This is a genomic window from Echinicola salinicaeni, from assembly GCF_014280965.1.
GTDB classification, from domain to species: Bacteria; Bacteroidota; Bacteroidia; order Cytophagales; family Cyclobacteriaceae; genus Echinicola; species Echinicola salinicaeni.
Window position 1 is genome coordinate 382,483 of sequence record NZ_JACODZ010000002.1, and the last position, 15,107, is coordinate 397,589.

Sequence of the window (15,107 nt, forward strand, 5' to 3'; positions counted from 1 at the left end):
GCCCGGTTTTTTTGTTTCATTCTTCACTGCAAATTGGCCTTAACCACTCCAGACTTTCGCTGCCAATGGGAGAACCGGCAGGAGCTGGAAGCGGATCAAGCACCTGTACCTTTTCTTTGGGTGCTTTGTGCATTTGAGCTACAATAGCCACACAATATTCATAATGGGCCCTTTGTGAGCTATTGATAAGTGAAGCGCTCAATTTTTGGATTAATTTTTCTATTTCAAAATACGCGATACTTCTAGCCTGTGCACTTGCGGCATTGTCCTGGGACAGATTGATTAATTTCTGCAATAATAATTTTTCGGTCATCCTTTTTATTTCCCCTTCGTAACTGACTTCTCCTGAAAGACCGTCCAAATAATTGATGAGCTGCTCGATTAAACCTTCTAATCCGGGAAAGGAATTGTCCATGGCATGTTGGTTGACCAATCTGGATGCCCTTTGTGGGTTGAGCAGAAGAGAAAGGCTGAGATCAGCTGCGACCTGAGGAGCTGCCATTGGGTCAAAGGTGAGGCCTGTTTTACCACTGAAGGTTTCCCGAGGATTGGCCCGGTATCCATAAGGTCTTGGTGGAATCAATTCCAATATTTTTTCTGGTACCTTTAAGTTTTTAGGGGATAGGGTCGCTATAATCGATTCAATGGCCTCTACCTGTTCTTTGGCTGGGACCATGACTATTGGTTTTTCCTTGTTTCCACGTAACCAATAGGAATAATTGACTCCTGCTATCACTTTGGATGCGGCTTCCACTTGGTACCGGTGGAATAGGTACATAGGTACAAAGACTTCTTCTATTGTGGCTAATGGCTCACCCATTTTGATTTTACTTTCATCAAAATCAGCCAAAACCAAAGCCCTTATTTTCATTACCTGATTTAACTCTTCTACTGCATCTTTTCCATTATCCCATAAATGGGTTTTGGGATGGGCACTTCCTGTGGGTCTGGCATCTTGGTCTGATAGGAAATCCAAGCCTTCTTTTCTATAATCTTCTACCATTTTATGGATGGCATCTTTTTCATTTTTCCCTTCTGGGAATACTGCGTAGGCCATTTGTATGGCCACTTTGTCCCATTCTCCGATACCTTCTGCATAAGCATCAGAAATGTCCAGTTTATTTCCTTTAAGTTTGACATTAGGATGAGGGTAGTCCATTACAGAAGCCCTGTTTTGTGAGCTAGCTATATAATTATGGGGCAAGCCCAAAGTGTGTCCCACCTCATGAGCTGCCAATTGACGCATCCTTGCCAGTGCCATATCCAACATGGCTTCATCTTCTACTTCGCCTGTTTCTAGGTAATTGGCTATAAGTCCTTGTGCAATGAGAAAATCCTGTCTTACCCTCAGAGAGCCAAGGGTGACTTTCCCTTTGATGATTTCACCAGTCCTCGGATCAGTGATACCTCCGCCATAGGACCATCCACGAGTAGATCGGTGCACCCACTGGACCAAATTATAGCGGATATCCATAGGGTCAGCATCTTCAGGAAGTAGCTTGACTTGGAAGGCGTTGATAAAACCTGCGGATTCAAAAGCTTCAGCCCACCATTTTGTGCCTTCCATTAAGGCTGTGCGGATTGGCTCAGGTGTTCCCGGATCGATATAGTAAATAATAGGTTCTTTTACCTCACTAGGGGCTGGGCCTGGGGTTACCTTTTCAAGTCTATGGCGTCGAATATATCTCTTGACGATGGATTTATTGATGGGGCTGGCAAAATCATAGAAACTTACCTGATTTACACCTGCTCTGGGATCAAATTCCCTTGGAGTATATCCGTCATCAGGGAGTTCCACAAATGAGTGGTGCATCCTCAATGTCACTGCATCTGGACTGGGGGTGACACTTCTTAAATAACCACCCGCTTGAGTGCCCGTTAGGGTAATGCTGGCTTCTATTTCTGTGTTTTTAGGAAATGCTTTGGTCCTTTCCAAATAAACTGCAGATCGGCTCTTGTCTACTTTATAATTGCCTTGGTTATTTCTACTGATTGATCGTGCAGCGTCAATAGCATCTCGAAGTACAAAGTCAGTCGCATCCACGAGGTAGCGGTCGTTGGTTTGGGCAGAAAGTTCAAATCCCCAAAGTACAGATTCAGCAAATGATTCTTCGACGGCTTTTTGTTCCATGGGGTTATCCGTATTGGCCCGATAATCATAATTGCTCTCAGTCATCAATATTTTATTTCCAGATTTATTGAAACTTACCACATGGGAGCCACCAAGTCTTCCTCTGTCCAATCCAATATCATTAGATCCTAATCCAGCAGCCAAGGAAGGATAATAGAGGATCTCTTTATCTAGGGCAGTGATTTCAAGGTAAATCTTACCATTTGAATCATCCCAGTACAAGGGATAAAAACCATCTTGATTGACCATATTTTCAGTAAAGGACGAAATCGTTGGCAATGGTTTTTGTTGTGCAGCTAGTTGATCCACCCTGGTTAGAAAGACAAAGAGGGCTATGAGCAGTAGGGCTTTTTCTGGTTTAATCTTCATAGTATTCATTAGTGATGATAAGAAATGGTGAAAAATTTAAGTGGCCATTTGGGTCGATAGGTGTACCGAAAATAATAATGAAAGGAGTGTTTCCTCTATACTTGTGAATATAATAATATCTGATTATCCGCAATGATGCCAGTAACCTTAAATCCTTTGCTTAAGTGGTCGGGAGTTTGAAGACTGAAGACCGAAGGAGTTGATATTTAAATTAAAACGAACATTTCGATTCGCTTTTAACTTTTACTGGTGCAATTGCGGATATACATATAATAATAAATAAAAATCAATAATTGACCATGATTAATGGTACGTATGGCTATATATTTTTGTGAAAGAACGCTTAGGCTATATTGTTGAAGGTTTATTGAGGGGCTATGTTAGAAGATATCCTAGCATAGGAAAGAATAGATCTTTTAAATAATAGAATAGTTAACCCTGTATCAGTATTGGTTAGTTTGGTGAAATAGGTTAAGCTAAGATTATTATAAGTTGCATGGTGTAAAATCGTAATATTAAACCTCTTTTTTATGATAAAAAGATATTTGTTTTGTTTGATCCTTGGTACTTTACTCATTCATGGATTGTTTGCTCAGGGTACACTCAAGGACTATAAAAGTGCTGCAGAGGTAAAGGAAGCTTTTTCGAAAGTTTATCATGCTCCAAGGAATTTTAAATGGATAAAGGATACTCCTGATTTCTGGTATTCCATGAAAACCAAAAATGGTACAGAATATATTAGGGTAGCGACTGAAAATACCATTAAGAAGCCACTGTTTGATCAGGAGGATTTGCGTGATAAACTAAATCAAGCATTGGATGATACATTAAAAGCCTTTCAGCTGCCCATCAGAGGAATTGAAATTGAAGAAAAAGGAAAGATTCTTGCGTTTGAGGCGAAATCTTATCATTGGGAATATGATTTGGAGAATGGGAAGTTGAAGAAGGGGAAGGCTGTAAATGGTGATAATAATCGCTATTGGGGAAACAGATGGGACGAGCGTAAAGGAGATCCAGTGCAATCCCCCGATAGTAGTCAGGAGGCATTTATTAGAGAACATAATGTTTGGGTCAAAGACCTGAAAAGTGGTGAGCTGACCCAGCTAAGTTTTGATGGCTCTCCAGGAGAGTTTTATGCAGCATCACTTAAATGGTCACCAAATGGAGAAAAATTAGCCACTTATAAAGTGCGACCTGCACCTGTACGAAAATTAACTTTGATATCTTCTGCTCCTGTAGGACAGCTACAGCCCTCCATAGAAACAAGAGATTATGTAAAACCGGGGGATGCCCTGCCTGTTAAGCAACCTGTTTTGATTCATGTGGAATCTCAACAGTGCTTGCCTGTAAAAACAGATCTAATAGATCATCAGTTTTCTCTTTCGGGGATCAGGTGGCGTGAAGATAGCCGGGCATTTACATTTGAATACAATCAAAGGGGACACCAAGTGTATAGGGTCTTGGAGGTTAATGCTGAGAATGCTTCTATCAGGACATTAATTGAAGAAAGAAGTGAGACCTTTATCCATTATAGTGGGAAGAAATTTCGCAAAGACCTTGCAGACGGGAAGGAAATTATTTGGGCTTCAGAACGTGATGGTTGGAATCATTTGTATTTGTATGATGGGAAAACTGGGAAGGTTAAAAGACAAATTACAAAAGGATCTTGGGTGGTCAGAGAGGTGTTGCATATAGATGAAGAAGCTCGCAAGGTTTTCTTTTTGGCCAGTGGTTTAAAAAATGGAGAAGATCCCTATCACCTTCACCTGTGCTGTATTAGCTTGGACAAAGATGATTTGAGACAGTTGACAAAAGAAAAGGCCAATCACCAAATCACACTTTCTCCGGATAAGAAGTATTTCGTCGATCACTATTCTCGCCAGGATATGCCTGCAGTTGCTGTACTCAAAAGCTTAGAGAGTGGAGATAAGATAATGGGTTTGGAAAAAGCTGATATCAGCGAAATTAAAAAAGAAGGATGGAAAGCTCCCGAGATTTTTTCTGCCAAGGGAAGGGATGGGAAAACGGATATCTGGGGATTGATTATCAAACCAAGAAATTTTGATCCTAAAAAGTCCTATCCAGTGATCGAGTATATCTATGCGGGTCCGCATGACTCTTTTGTACCCAAATCATTTGCCCCCAATTATCGTGGTTTGAATGAGCTTGCAGAATTGGGTTTTATAGTAGTTCAAATTGATGGAATGGGTACTTCCAATCGTTCCAAAGCCTTCCATGATGTTTGCTGGAAAAATCTTAAGGACGCTGGTTTTCCCGATAGAAAATTATGGCTGAAGGCAGCAGCAAAGACCAGACCTTATATGGATTTGGAAAGGGTGGGGATTTTTGGAACCTCTGCTGGAGGCCAAAGCTCCACAGGTGCCTTATTATTCCATCCGGAATTTTATAAGGTGGCTGTTTCTTCCTGTGGTTGCCATGACAATCGGATGGATAAAATCTGGTGGAATGAGCAATGGATGGGCTATCCAATAGGAGAGCATTATGCAGCATGTTCCAACGTGGTCAATGCAGGTAATTTGGAAGGAAAACTACTCTTGATTGTTGGTGAAATGGATGATAATGTTGATCCTTCGTCCACCTATCAATTGGTAGATGAATTGATCAAAAACGATAAGGATTTTGAATTTTTGATGGTTCCTGGCATGGGGCATAGCTCAGGTGGAAGTTATGGAGAGCATAAGCGAAGGGACTTTTTTGTAGAGCATCTACTTGGGGTTGAGCCACCAGCTTGGAGTAGTTTTTAATTAAACCAATTTTGGAATTACTTTGTCTGAATTACTGGTAAATTCAGGGAATGGAGATGAATTTTAGAACAGGCTATGCTAGTGCATGGCCTGCTTTTTTATTCATCATGTACCATGATGAATGGGCCTAGCAATACAAAAGGCTATTAAAATCATATTCATTGATTTTTCTGATAGTCTTAATTATGTATTTTTTGTATATTTATTGCGTTAATAAGTAAAATATTTCAATAAGATTGATTAGTTGATTAATTAATATTGAAAATAGAATTGATGGCTTTTTTATAAATTAAAATATTAGATAAATGAGGCTTCTAATCCAGAATAACTATGATTTGCTTTCGAAATGGGTAGCAAATTATATTGCAGACAAAATCAATGAGCATCAAAAAAAACATAGCAGACCATTTGTGCTAGGTTTGCCCACAGGTTCTTCACCAATAGGTACATACAAGGAACTGGCGGAGTTGAACAAAAGTGGAAAGCTCAGTTTTAAAAATGTCATTACTTTCAATATGGACGAATATGTAGCATTGGAAGAGTCCCACCCTGAAAGTTATCATTCCTTTATGTACAAGCATTTCTTTGATCATATTGATATTCCTAAGGAGAACATTAATATTTTGGATGGTAATGCGGAAGACTTAAGCTTGGAATGCGAAAAATATGAAGGTAAGATCAAAGAAGTAGGAGGGATTGATTTGTTCTTGGGTGGAATAGGAACTGATGGGCATATTGCCTTTAATGAACCAGGCTCTTCTCTAACTTCCAGAACGAGGGTCAAAACCCTGAATACGGAAACCAGAATGGTCAATTCAAGATTTTTTGAAAATGATATCAATAAGGTGCCGAAGTTAGCCCTGACTGTGGGAGTGGGTACTGTAATGGATGCGAAGGAAGTAGTGGTGATTGTAAGTGGACATCAAAAAGCCCGGGCATTGCATAAGGCTGTAGAGGGGGGCGTTTCCCATATGTGGACCTTAAGTGCCTTGCAGTTACATAATAAATCCATGATTGTATGTGATGAGGATGCGACTATAGACTTAAAAGTGGGGACTTATAAATACTTCAAGGATATTGAAAAACACAATATTGAACCTACCAAGGATAAGGAAACTGATCAGTATTTGTATTAATAGTTGATTTATTTTGTTTTCTTATATGCTGCATCATTGAAAAATAAGTGCTTATCCAATATCTTGTCATTGGTACGATAGGAGAAATCTCTTGATTTTTTTTGCTTTTAGAAATCAATCATTTGAGATTCTTCCTATCGTAAGTATGACACAAAATCAGCTTTTTGAGAGAACTATTTTTTGTTTCAAGTAATTGATCTTTTTAGTCCTTTAAAAATTCCCACTGGGTCTTATGGTTTTTGGAAAGCGTCTCATTTTTCATCCTAGCCCTGATCAGTTCCACCGGAATGGCATTTTGACTAAGGATCATATCATGGAATTCCTTTTCGCTCAAATTGCCATTATCGACTAATTCTTGTTTCAAGGAGTAAAATTGAAGTCCTCCAACCATATAGGCAATTTGATATAAAGGGCCATAGTTGCCTTCAAAGGATCTTCTTACTTCTGCTTCTGCATTGGCATATTCATGTCCTACTTTTTCTACCAAGAAATCGATGCATTGCTGAGGACTCATATTGCCCAAGTGGTAATTCAGAGAAAAAATGATTCTGGCACATCTGTGCATTCTCCAAAAGAGCATCCCTATTTTATCTTCTGTGTTTCTTGGGAATTCCTTGTCCCAAAGGTTCATTTCCCAATAAAGAGCCCATCCTTCCATCCAGAATGGTGTATAGAACATTCTTCTATGTGGCTTGTGCCTTTGGATCATGAATCCTTGTAAGTGATGTCCAGGAATGATTTCGTGGTGCACTACTGCGCGTGAAAAGTGAGGGTTATTCCCTCTCATGCTCATCAATTTTTCTTCTTGGCTCATTTCAGCCGTAGGATAAGAAATAATGATGGTCTCACCACCTAAAAAGAATGGACTGACCCTTTGACGTTCTGCAGACATCATTTTGGTTCTCCATACTTCTTTGGCCAATTCGGGAATGGTAATCAAATCATGTTGTTCTACATATGCTGTAGCTTCCGTAACCATTTTAGCAACATCCTCAGGCCATTGCCCTGCAGGAACATAGGTGTTTTTTACATGTTCAAGGGCTGCTTTCCAGTCTTTTCCATAGCCCAATTCTTCTGAGGCCTTTAGCATTTCTTTCTCACACCATGCAAATTGCTTTTCTGCTTCGGCTATCAATTCTTCGGCAGTATAAGGAATAAGCTCAAATTCCAGTTCTTTCTGTATGGCTTTTGCTCCAATGGGGTGGCCGATGATGCCGCTGCCGTCATCTTTCACGCTGGTGTTTTCGAAGTTTTTTTCTAGGAATTCAGTATAGGCATTTAATTTTTTATTAAGCTTTTCCCATGGGTCGGCTACCCACCAAGTAAATTCAGGGTCATAATCATAGTAGAAATCATATGATTCCTTTACTTCCTTCTGCAGGGATTTTATGGCTTTTGCAGCTAAATCTGCTTTTTGCCAGTTGTCATAAGGGCTGTCTTTGAGTTGCGCTATTTGTTTGTCAATGGCTAGCTTGGCTTCATTGAACTGCTTGGCAATGGCCTTGGCATCTGGTTTTGTAGCCCTTCTTCTAGCGATATAAAAAGCTTCTAAATCGCTTGAAAATTCCAGTACTTCTTTAATTTCAAGGAATTTTTCATGATCTGCCTGGTGAAAATAAAGTTGCTTTTCCAAATAGTTCTTGAAGGCCAAGTAATCAATTTTTCCGTCAGCACTGAGTTCCTTATAATCGATGGAATTGACCTTTTGTAGCCAGTTACTGAAAAAGTTATTCATTCTTTGAAAATACTCTTCACTAAGGTGGTTACTGTATTTCCGGTTCAGGGCTGCCCGGTCAGCTTGGAAGCTCATGATAGATTCAGATAGATCGCTGGCCCTAATCAATAATGGAACAAAGAGAATGAAGAATACCGCAAGCGTTTTTTTCATAGTGTCAAAGTAGGTTAAACTTAATTGTAATAAATTTTCAAATGATGAAAAAAATTATCTGGATGGTAAAGATTTATCAGGGATTCAAAAATCAGTGATTTTTTTATCTGATAAAAGCTTAAATTCCAAATTCATCGATAATGTGGAATAATTTATACTTGGTTGTACTCGTAAAATGTCAATCAAGTATCAGGCTAAGCAATATTGTATCATTAATCACTAATTTGGTGCAATATTCTCATTTTGAGCTATACTACCTTTGTTTCAAACATAAACTTGAAAACTATGAATTGGAATGGAGTTTTTCCTGCCGTCACTACTAAGTTTCACGCTGATGGCAGCATCGATTATGATACGTTTTTCTTGAATCTGGAAGCGCAGGTTGAAGGGGGAGTAAAAGGTGTGATCTTAGGTGGAACGCTTGGAGAGTCAAGTGTGCTAGAAGATGATGAGAAAATTGAATTGACTCAAAAGACCGTTGAAAAGCTTGCGGGGAGAGTGCCTGTGATATTGAATATTGCGGAAGGAGCTACAGCCAAGGCCATTCATTGGGCCAAGAAGGCAGAGGAATTAGGGGTGGAAGCTTTGATGTTATTGCCTCCAATGAGATACCCATCAGATCATAGAGAAACAGTAGCCTATTTCAAAGCCGTAGCGGATGCGACCACCTTACCGATCATGATCTATAATAATCCAGTGGATTATAAAACTTATGTGACTTTGGAGATGTTTGAGGAATTGACGGCATGCGAGAATATCCAAGCTGTAAAGGAATCTACGAGAGATGTTTCCAATGTGACCAGAATGAAGACCAAATTTGGTGACAGATACAAAATCCTTTGTGGAGTGGATACCCTCACCATGGAGAGTGTTTTGATGGGAGCTGATGGGTTGGTAGCTGGATTGGTTTGTGCTTTCCCTAAGGAAACTGTAGTGCTATTTGATTTGATCAAAGCCAGGAAAATAGATGAAGCATTAGCAATTTATAGATGGTTCCTTCCACTCTTGGAATTGGATATCCATCCTAAATTGGTACAATACATTAAACTTGCTGAACAAATGGTTGGTATAGGTACTGAAAATGTACGGGCTCCTAGATTGACTTTGATAGGTGAGGAAAGAGAAAGAATTGAAAAGATAATTCAAACTGGTATTGATAACAGACCAGAACTAGCATCTTTAAAAACAAGCGTATAATGCAAATTAATAAGGTATTAGAACAATCCGCTCAAGCTTTTACTACTTATAAAAAAACATCCTTGGCAGAAAGAGCTAGTTTCTTAAGAAACATGGCCGCCTCCTTGGGTGAAATAAAAGAGGAGTTGATCCCAACAGCCTGTGAAGAATCCCATTTGCCTGAAGGTAGAATTACTGGGGAATTGGGTAGGACCACGGGACAGATCAACCTTTTTGCAGATTATATTGAAGAGGGGAGTTGGCTTGAGGCGACTATTGATCATGGAAATCCTGATAGGACTCCAGTACCTAAGCCTGACTTGCGCAGGTATTTGGTGCCCATAGGTCCAGTGGTGGTCTTTGGGGCCAGCAATTTTCCCTTGGCCTTTTCTACGGCTGGTGGGGATACTGTTTCTGCCTTGGCAGCAGGTTGTCCTGTAGTTTATAAAGGTCATCCATCCCATCCCAAAACTTCTCTTTTGGTATATGGAGCTATTAAGAAAGCTTTGGAAAAATCTGGTTTGCCAACAGCAGTCTTCCAACACGTGGAAGGAGGTATCAAAGAAGGACAGGACTTGGTGAAACATCCTTTGACCAAGGCAGTAGGCTTTACTGGCTCTTTTAAGGGAGGCAAAGCCTTGTTTGATTTGGCCAACAGCCGTGAGGAACCTATTCCAGTTTATGCAGAAATGGGCAGTACCAATCCGATTTTTGTCACAGAGAAACCTTTGGGTGATTTGGATAAGTTGGCAGCACTGTATGCCCAGTCGCTTACCATGGGAGTGGGGCAGTTTTGTACCAATCCTGGGGTCATCTTTATTCCTGAAAAATTTGCCCAAAGATTTGCACAAACTGCAGGAGAAAAATTGGAAGCCATTGAAGGTCAGACGATGTTGAATGCCGGTATTCAGCGCGTCTACAGTGAAAGTCTATCTGAAATGGAAAAGCTTAGTACTGTCACTTGGTCCAAAAAAGCCGAGCAATCAGATAAAGGATACCCTGCTTTGGCCTTGACGGATACAACATCATGGTTGGCAGATAAATCTTTGCAAGAAGAGGTTTTTGGTCCATTTGGAATCGTGGTTTCTTATAACAGCCAGGAGGAACTGATGGAAGTTGCCCAATCACTTCAGGGGCAATTGACCATAACCCTTTGGGCTGATCAATCTGAGTTAGTAGGGCAAGATGATTTGATCAGCACTCTTCAGGAAAAATGTGGAAGACTGTTGTTTGGGGGAGTTCCAACAGGGGTGGAAGTCGGCTATGCCATGCAACATGGAGGGCCATATCCTTCCACTACTGATAGCAGAACAACTTCAGTGGGAGTTTATGCCATCAAGCGATTTGTAAGACCTTTTGCTTTACAGAATTGCCCTGATGAGTTACTACCCGAGGCTTTAAAAGAAGCTAATCCGCTAGGGATTCCTAGAACAATGGATGGTAAATTGGTGTCTTAATATTAGGTTCTAAATACTTGAATGAAGAAAACATTTAGTTGTATTGATTCCCATACCTGTGGCAACCCTGTGCGGGTCGTTACAGGTGGGATTCCCTTTTTGGAAGGGGAAAATATGTTCGAAAAACGACAGTTTTTCATGGAACATTATGATTGGATCCGCAGAGGGCTGATGTTTGAGCCCAGAGGGCATGATATGATGTCTGGATCTATGCTCTATCCGCCTCATGACCCAGAAAATGATGTGGCAGTGCTATATATTGAGACCAGTGGATGTCTGCCCATGTGTGGCCATGGAACGATCGGAACAGTAACAGTAGCGATTGAGGAGGGCTTGATTGTGCCCAAAACACCTGGCAAACTAAGGCTAGAGACTCCAGCAGGTTTGGTATTGGTGAGCTATGTACAGGAAGGAAAGCATGTTAAATCAGTAAAGCTGACCAATGTGGCCAGTTTTGTCAGTGCCAAGGACCTGAGTATCCATTGTGAAGAACTGGGTGAATTGAGTTTTGATGTTTCCTATGGCGGGAATTTTTATGCGATCATAGATCCTCAGGGGAACTTTACTGGACTTCAGGATTTTAGTGCAGAACAACTTATTGTGATGAGCCGGAAATTGAGAAAGGCCATCAATGAGAAGTATGAGTTTATCCATCCGGAAAATCCAAGGATCAATGGACTTAGCCATATTCAGTGGATTGGTAAAACTTTGGATGAAAATTCAGACAGTAGAAACGCTGTTTTCTACGGAGATAAGGCCATAGACCGCTCACCATGTGGAACTGGGACTTCCGCTAGAATGGCCCAACTCCACGCGAGAGGTAAACTTCAGGCCCATCAACCATTTGTCAATGAAAGTTATATAGGGTCAAAATTTACTGGTGAAATAGTGAATACCACCCAAGTTGGAGATATTCCGGCTATTATACCTACTATTGAAGGTTGGGCTAAAATCACAGGTTATAATACCATCTTTTTGGATGACGAGGATCCCTATATGGATGGTTTTCAAGTGATTTGATATAGACTTGAGACATGAGATGGGAGACAGATGGTTCAATACGATCAAGAATTGAAATGTCTTTTATCCCATTTGGGACAGTAACCCTTTTTGAATAAAAACCCATTTAGTATTCGGAATTTTTCTAAATACTTCAAATAATGATGAGAAAGCGTTTATGAAACCAACGATTGTTATAGGAGGAGGAATAGTCGGTCTTTTTACCGCCTATTTCCTTCAAAAAGAAGGAGAAGAAGTGATCGTCATCGATAAGGGTGATATGGAAGAGAATTGCTCAACAGGCAATGCAGGAATGGTTGTTCCAAGTCATATAGTGCCATTAGCTTCTCCTGGTATGATTTCCAAAGGAATATCATGGATGCTGTCTTCAAAAAGCCCTTTTTATATTCAGCCGAGGCTGGACAAAAAGCTAATTGAATGGTGTTTGTTGTTTTATAGGAACTCCAATTCAAAGCATGTTCAAAAATCCATTCCCTTTTTAAAAGGGATAAGTTTGTTCAGCAAGCAATTGTATATGGAATTCATTGCCGAACATGACAATGGTAATATCAATTTTCAGGACAGGGGCCTTTTGATGCTTTATAAGAGTAGGGAAGGAGAAAATGAGGAGATTGAATTTAGTCATCTTGCCAAGAAAAGTGGGATAGAGGTGGAGGTGCTGGGTAAGGAGGATATCCGAAAACTCGAACCGCATCAGGAAGTAGATGTGCGAGGTGGAATATTTTTTCCTGATGATGCCCATTTATCTCCAAAGGACTTGTACCAGTATTTAAAGCAATATTTGGTTAAGAATGGTGTGGTCCTAAAGTCAGGTGTGCGTATTACTGGATTTGAAAAGGGAGCAGATAAAGTAAAAGCTGTAATAACTTCAGAAGGCAAAATTGACTGTAAGCAAGTGATGGTCTGCGCAGGTTCCTGGTCCGGCGAGATAGCCAAAATGCTTGGTTTTAAATTACCTATGATGGGAGGGAAGGGCTATAGCTTTGTTTTGCCCAATAATCCTCAATTGATGCAATCAAGTATTCTTACCGAGGCAAGGGTTTCACAAAGTCCTTATGGAGAAAAGGTGCGTTTTGGGGGAACAATGGAAATATCCAATAAGGCTGATCATGTAAACCTCAACAGGGTTAAGGGGATATTTGAATCCATCAAAGCCTATTATCCTGAATTTAAGGCGGAATTTCCTCAGGAAGACCAAATATGGAAGGGAATGCGGCCTTGTTCCCCGGATGGATTGCCATATATCGGTAAGGCACCCAAATGGAAGAATGTGGCTTTTGGAGCGGGACATAGTATGATGGGGCTTAGTTTAGCTCCTGCAACTGGAAAAATCCTTGCAGATCTTGGCAAAGGGAAAGAAGGAGAAGTAAAGTTGGAAGGATTTGCAGTGGATCGATATGCTAGGTGAATGTTTTGCTTTTAACCCGCTTTATGCATTAGGAATCGTTATGAGAATTGAAACTACAAGAAAATCAGGCTGTTTGGAGATTGAATCATAGCATCGTTATGGTGAAATCGAAAACAGCAGCGAAGCGACTGATTTTTAAGTAGTTTCAGGTCGTAATAGATAGGTTAATGTATAAGGCGGGTTTAAGTTAATCCGGATGGACAAGTTGATAGAAAATTTTTCCCTGGCCATCCGCTTTGTGGCTTGGCGTTTAAGGTTTGATTTGGCTAGCTAAACCCTACTTTACCCTAACTTTACCCCAGCTATGATATAGCTTTACCCTAGCTTTGCTATGACTTTAATGATAGTTTGAAGGACATTTCAAAGTCATTCTGGTTTTTCTTAGGATTTTGGTGATCGATGAAGGTACCAAGGAATGTTTCTGATAAATTTCAAACATAACATCTCTGAAAGTTAGTGCCGAGAGCTTTGGTACCTTGTAATGACCATCACAGGGAGAGGGTTCGAATCCTTCCGCGTGTACATTTGGTAAATTGTCTTCGGAAATGCGTCAGCATTTATGGGGGCCATAAGTAGAACAAAGAACCAAGATATAAGATAAATCGAAGATGAATTCATGTTTGTGAGCTTATGGCTTAAATACCGATAAAAGACAAGATCAGATTTTTCAAGTTGTGCCAGGATCTATTTTCAGGCAGAGGGAATTAATTTGGAGAATTACCGTTGTTTTTGCTAACTCGGACAGTGTATTATGTATTGTTTGAGGCGCAATATATGGTTGGTGTAAGAGGATGGTCTTGTGAATTGCTTTCAGAAATGCGTAAGCATTCATGAGAACCATTGAAAAACAAAAGTTCACGAATACTTGTACCTTGCAATGGTAATCACAGCAAACGACATTCAACAAATCATCAAGGCTACGTTGTGAATTGCTTTCAGACTTGTACCTTGCAATGGTAATCACAGCAACAAAGCCACCACCTTCCAAAAGCTGGAAGTTGTGAATTGCTTTCAGACTTGTACCTTGCAATGGTAATCACAGCTTTGAAATCGTAGAATATGACCATGCCACCGTTGTGAATTGCTTTCAGACTTGTACCTTGCAATGGTAATCACAGCGTGCCGCATGAGGTGCATCCATGATCACCTGTTGTGAATTGCTTTCAGACTTGTACCTTGCAATGGTAATCACAGCAATGACCTGGTTACCTCTCCCCTGAAGTCCGTTGTGAATTGCTTTCAGACTTGTACCTTGCAATGGTAATCACAGCGAATTCGGTCTTTTGGTCTTCGTTTCCTTGTTGTGAATTGCTTTCAGACTTGTACATTGCAATGGTAATCACAGCAGGATGAAATATTTTGTTACCCCGACTATGTTGTGAATTGCTTTCAGACTTGTACCTTGCAATGGTAATCACAGCTTCGACAAGTATCAACCCTTTTGTTTTTGTGTTGTGAATTGCTTTCAGACTTGTACCTTGCAATGGTAATCACAGCGACAGGTCATTTTACTATGATGTCAACCTTGTTGTGAATTGCTTTCAGACTTGTACCTTGCAATGGTAATCACAGCGGGCACCCAATGATTTTAAGGCTAAAAACCGTTGTGAATTGCTTTCAGACTTGTACCTTGCAATGGTAATCACAGCAAAAAACACCAACTCAATTGATTACACCCAGTTGTGAATTGCTTTCAGACTTGTACCTTGCAATGGTAATCACAGCGGACTTACCCGATTGCCTTTGGCCAAAGCAGT

General features: G+C 40.3%; 8 protein-coding genes and 1 CRISPR repeat array (1 of these 9 running past the window's edge). Of the genes, 6 read left to right on the forward strand and 2 right to left on the reverse strand.

Annotation, left to right across the window (positions count from 1 at the left end):
• Positions 1 to 16: 16 nt before the first annotated feature.
• Positions 17 to 2,500, reverse strand: coding sequence for a zinc-dependent metalloprotease (locus H7U17_RS04890; RefSeq protein WP_186755475.1), 2,484 nt, complete (start codon positions 2,498 to 2,500; stop codon positions 17 to 19).
• A gap of 530 nt (positions 2,501 to 3,030) precedes the next feature.
• On the opposite strand from H7U17_RS04890, the gene H7U17_RS04895 reads away from it, so the two are divergent.
• Complete coding sequence (locus tag H7U17_RS04895) at positions 3,031 to 5,265, forward strand: S9 family peptidase (protein WP_186755477.1); 2,235 nt, start codon at positions 3,031 to 3,033, stop codon at positions 5,263 to 5,265.
• Between the two features lie 305 nt (positions 5,266 to 5,570).
• Positions 5,571 to 6,401, forward strand: a complete 831-nt coding sequence (nagB, locus tag H7U17_RS04900) for a glucosamine-6-phosphate deaminase (RefSeq protein ID WP_186755479.1) — start codon at positions 5,571 to 5,573, stop codon at positions 6,399 to 6,401.
• A 202-nt stretch (positions 6,402 to 6,603) separates the two neighbouring features.
• Here nagB and H7U17_RS04905 read toward each other — a convergent pair whose 3' ends face one another.
• The gene (locus tag H7U17_RS04905; protein ID WP_186755481.1) at positions 6,604 to 8,289 is read right to left on the reverse strand and encodes a DUF885 family protein; all 1,686 of its coding nucleotides are present in this window, start codon (positions 8,287 to 8,289) and stop codon (positions 6,604 to 6,606) included.
• Positions 8,290 to 8,574: 285 nt separating this feature from the next.
• Between H7U17_RS04905 and H7U17_RS04910 the strand changes: the two genes are divergently transcribed.
• The 4 genes from H7U17_RS04910 (at position 8,575) to H7U17_RS04925 (ending at position 13,350) form a co-directional block, all read left to right on the forward strand.
• Positions 8,575 to 9,486: a dihydrodipicolinate synthase family protein gene (locus tag H7U17_RS04910; RefSeq protein WP_186755482.1), complete on the forward strand. Its 912-nt coding sequence runs from the start codon at positions 8,575 to 8,577 to the stop codon at positions 9,484 to 9,486.
• Positions 9,486 to 10,922 carry an aldehyde dehydrogenase (NADP(+)) gene (locus H7U17_RS04915; RefSeq protein ID WP_186755484.1) on the forward strand — a complete coding sequence of 479 codons (1,437 nt, stop codon included), beginning with the start codon at positions 9,486 to 9,488 and terminating at the stop codon, positions 10,920 to 10,922. The genes H7U17_RS04910 and H7U17_RS04915 overlap by 1 nt, the downstream gene beginning before the upstream one ends.
• Positions 10,923 to 10,943: 21 nt before the next feature.
• Positions 10,944 to 11,942 (forward strand): 4-hydroxyproline epimerase, encoded by a 999-nt coding sequence (locus H7U17_RS04920; RefSeq protein WP_186755486.1) that lies wholly within the window; start codon positions 10,944 to 10,946, stop codon positions 11,940 to 11,942.
• Positions 11,943 to 12,099: 157 nt separating this feature from the next.
• Positions 12,100 to 13,350 carry an NAD(P)/FAD-dependent oxidoreductase gene (locus H7U17_RS04925; RefSeq protein WP_186755489.1) on the forward strand — a complete coding sequence of 417 codons (1,251 nt, stop codon included), beginning with the start codon at positions 12,100 to 12,102 and terminating at the stop codon, positions 13,348 to 13,350.
• 921 nt (positions 13,351 to 14,271) lie between these two features.
• Positions 14,272 to 15,107: direct repeats of the CRISPR family, unit length 46 nt; unit sequence GTTGTGAATTGCTTTCAGACTTGTACCTTGCAATGGTAATCACAGC (it continues 424 nt past the right edge of the window).

What these genes read in the sequence shown, in the direction of transcription:
- H7U17_RS04890 (WP_186755475.1), bottom strand. Translation starts at nt 2,500, where the DNA reads ATGAAGATTAAACCAGAAAAAGCCCTACTGCTCATAGCCCTCTTTGTC.
- H7U17_RS04895 (WP_186755477.1), top strand. Translation starts at nt 3,031, where the DNA reads ATGATAAAAAGATATTTGTTTTGTTTGATCCTTGGTACTTTACTCATT.
- nagB (WP_186755479.1), top strand. Translation starts at nt 5,571, where the DNA reads ATGAGGCTTCTAATCCAGAATAACTATGATTTGCTTTCGAAATGGGTA.
- H7U17_RS04905 (WP_186755481.1), bottom strand. Translation starts at nt 8,289, where the DNA reads ATGAAAAAAACGCTTGCGGTATTCTTCATTCTCTTTGTTCCATTATTG.
- H7U17_RS04910 (WP_186755482.1), top strand. Translation starts at nt 8,575, where the DNA reads ATGAATTGGAATGGAGTTTTTCCTGCCGTCACTACTAAGTTTCACGCT.
- H7U17_RS04915 (WP_186755484.1), top strand. Translation starts at nt 9,486, where the DNA reads ATGCAAATTAATAAGGTATTAGAACAATCCGCTCAAGCTTTTACTACT.
- H7U17_RS04920 (WP_186755486.1), top strand. Translation starts at nt 10,944, where the DNA reads ATGAAGAAAACATTTAGTTGTATTGATTCCCATACCTGTGGCAACCCT.
- H7U17_RS04925 (WP_186755489.1), top strand. Translation starts at nt 12,100, where the DNA reads ATGAAACCAACGATTGTTATAGGAGGAGGAATAGTCGGTCTTTTTACC.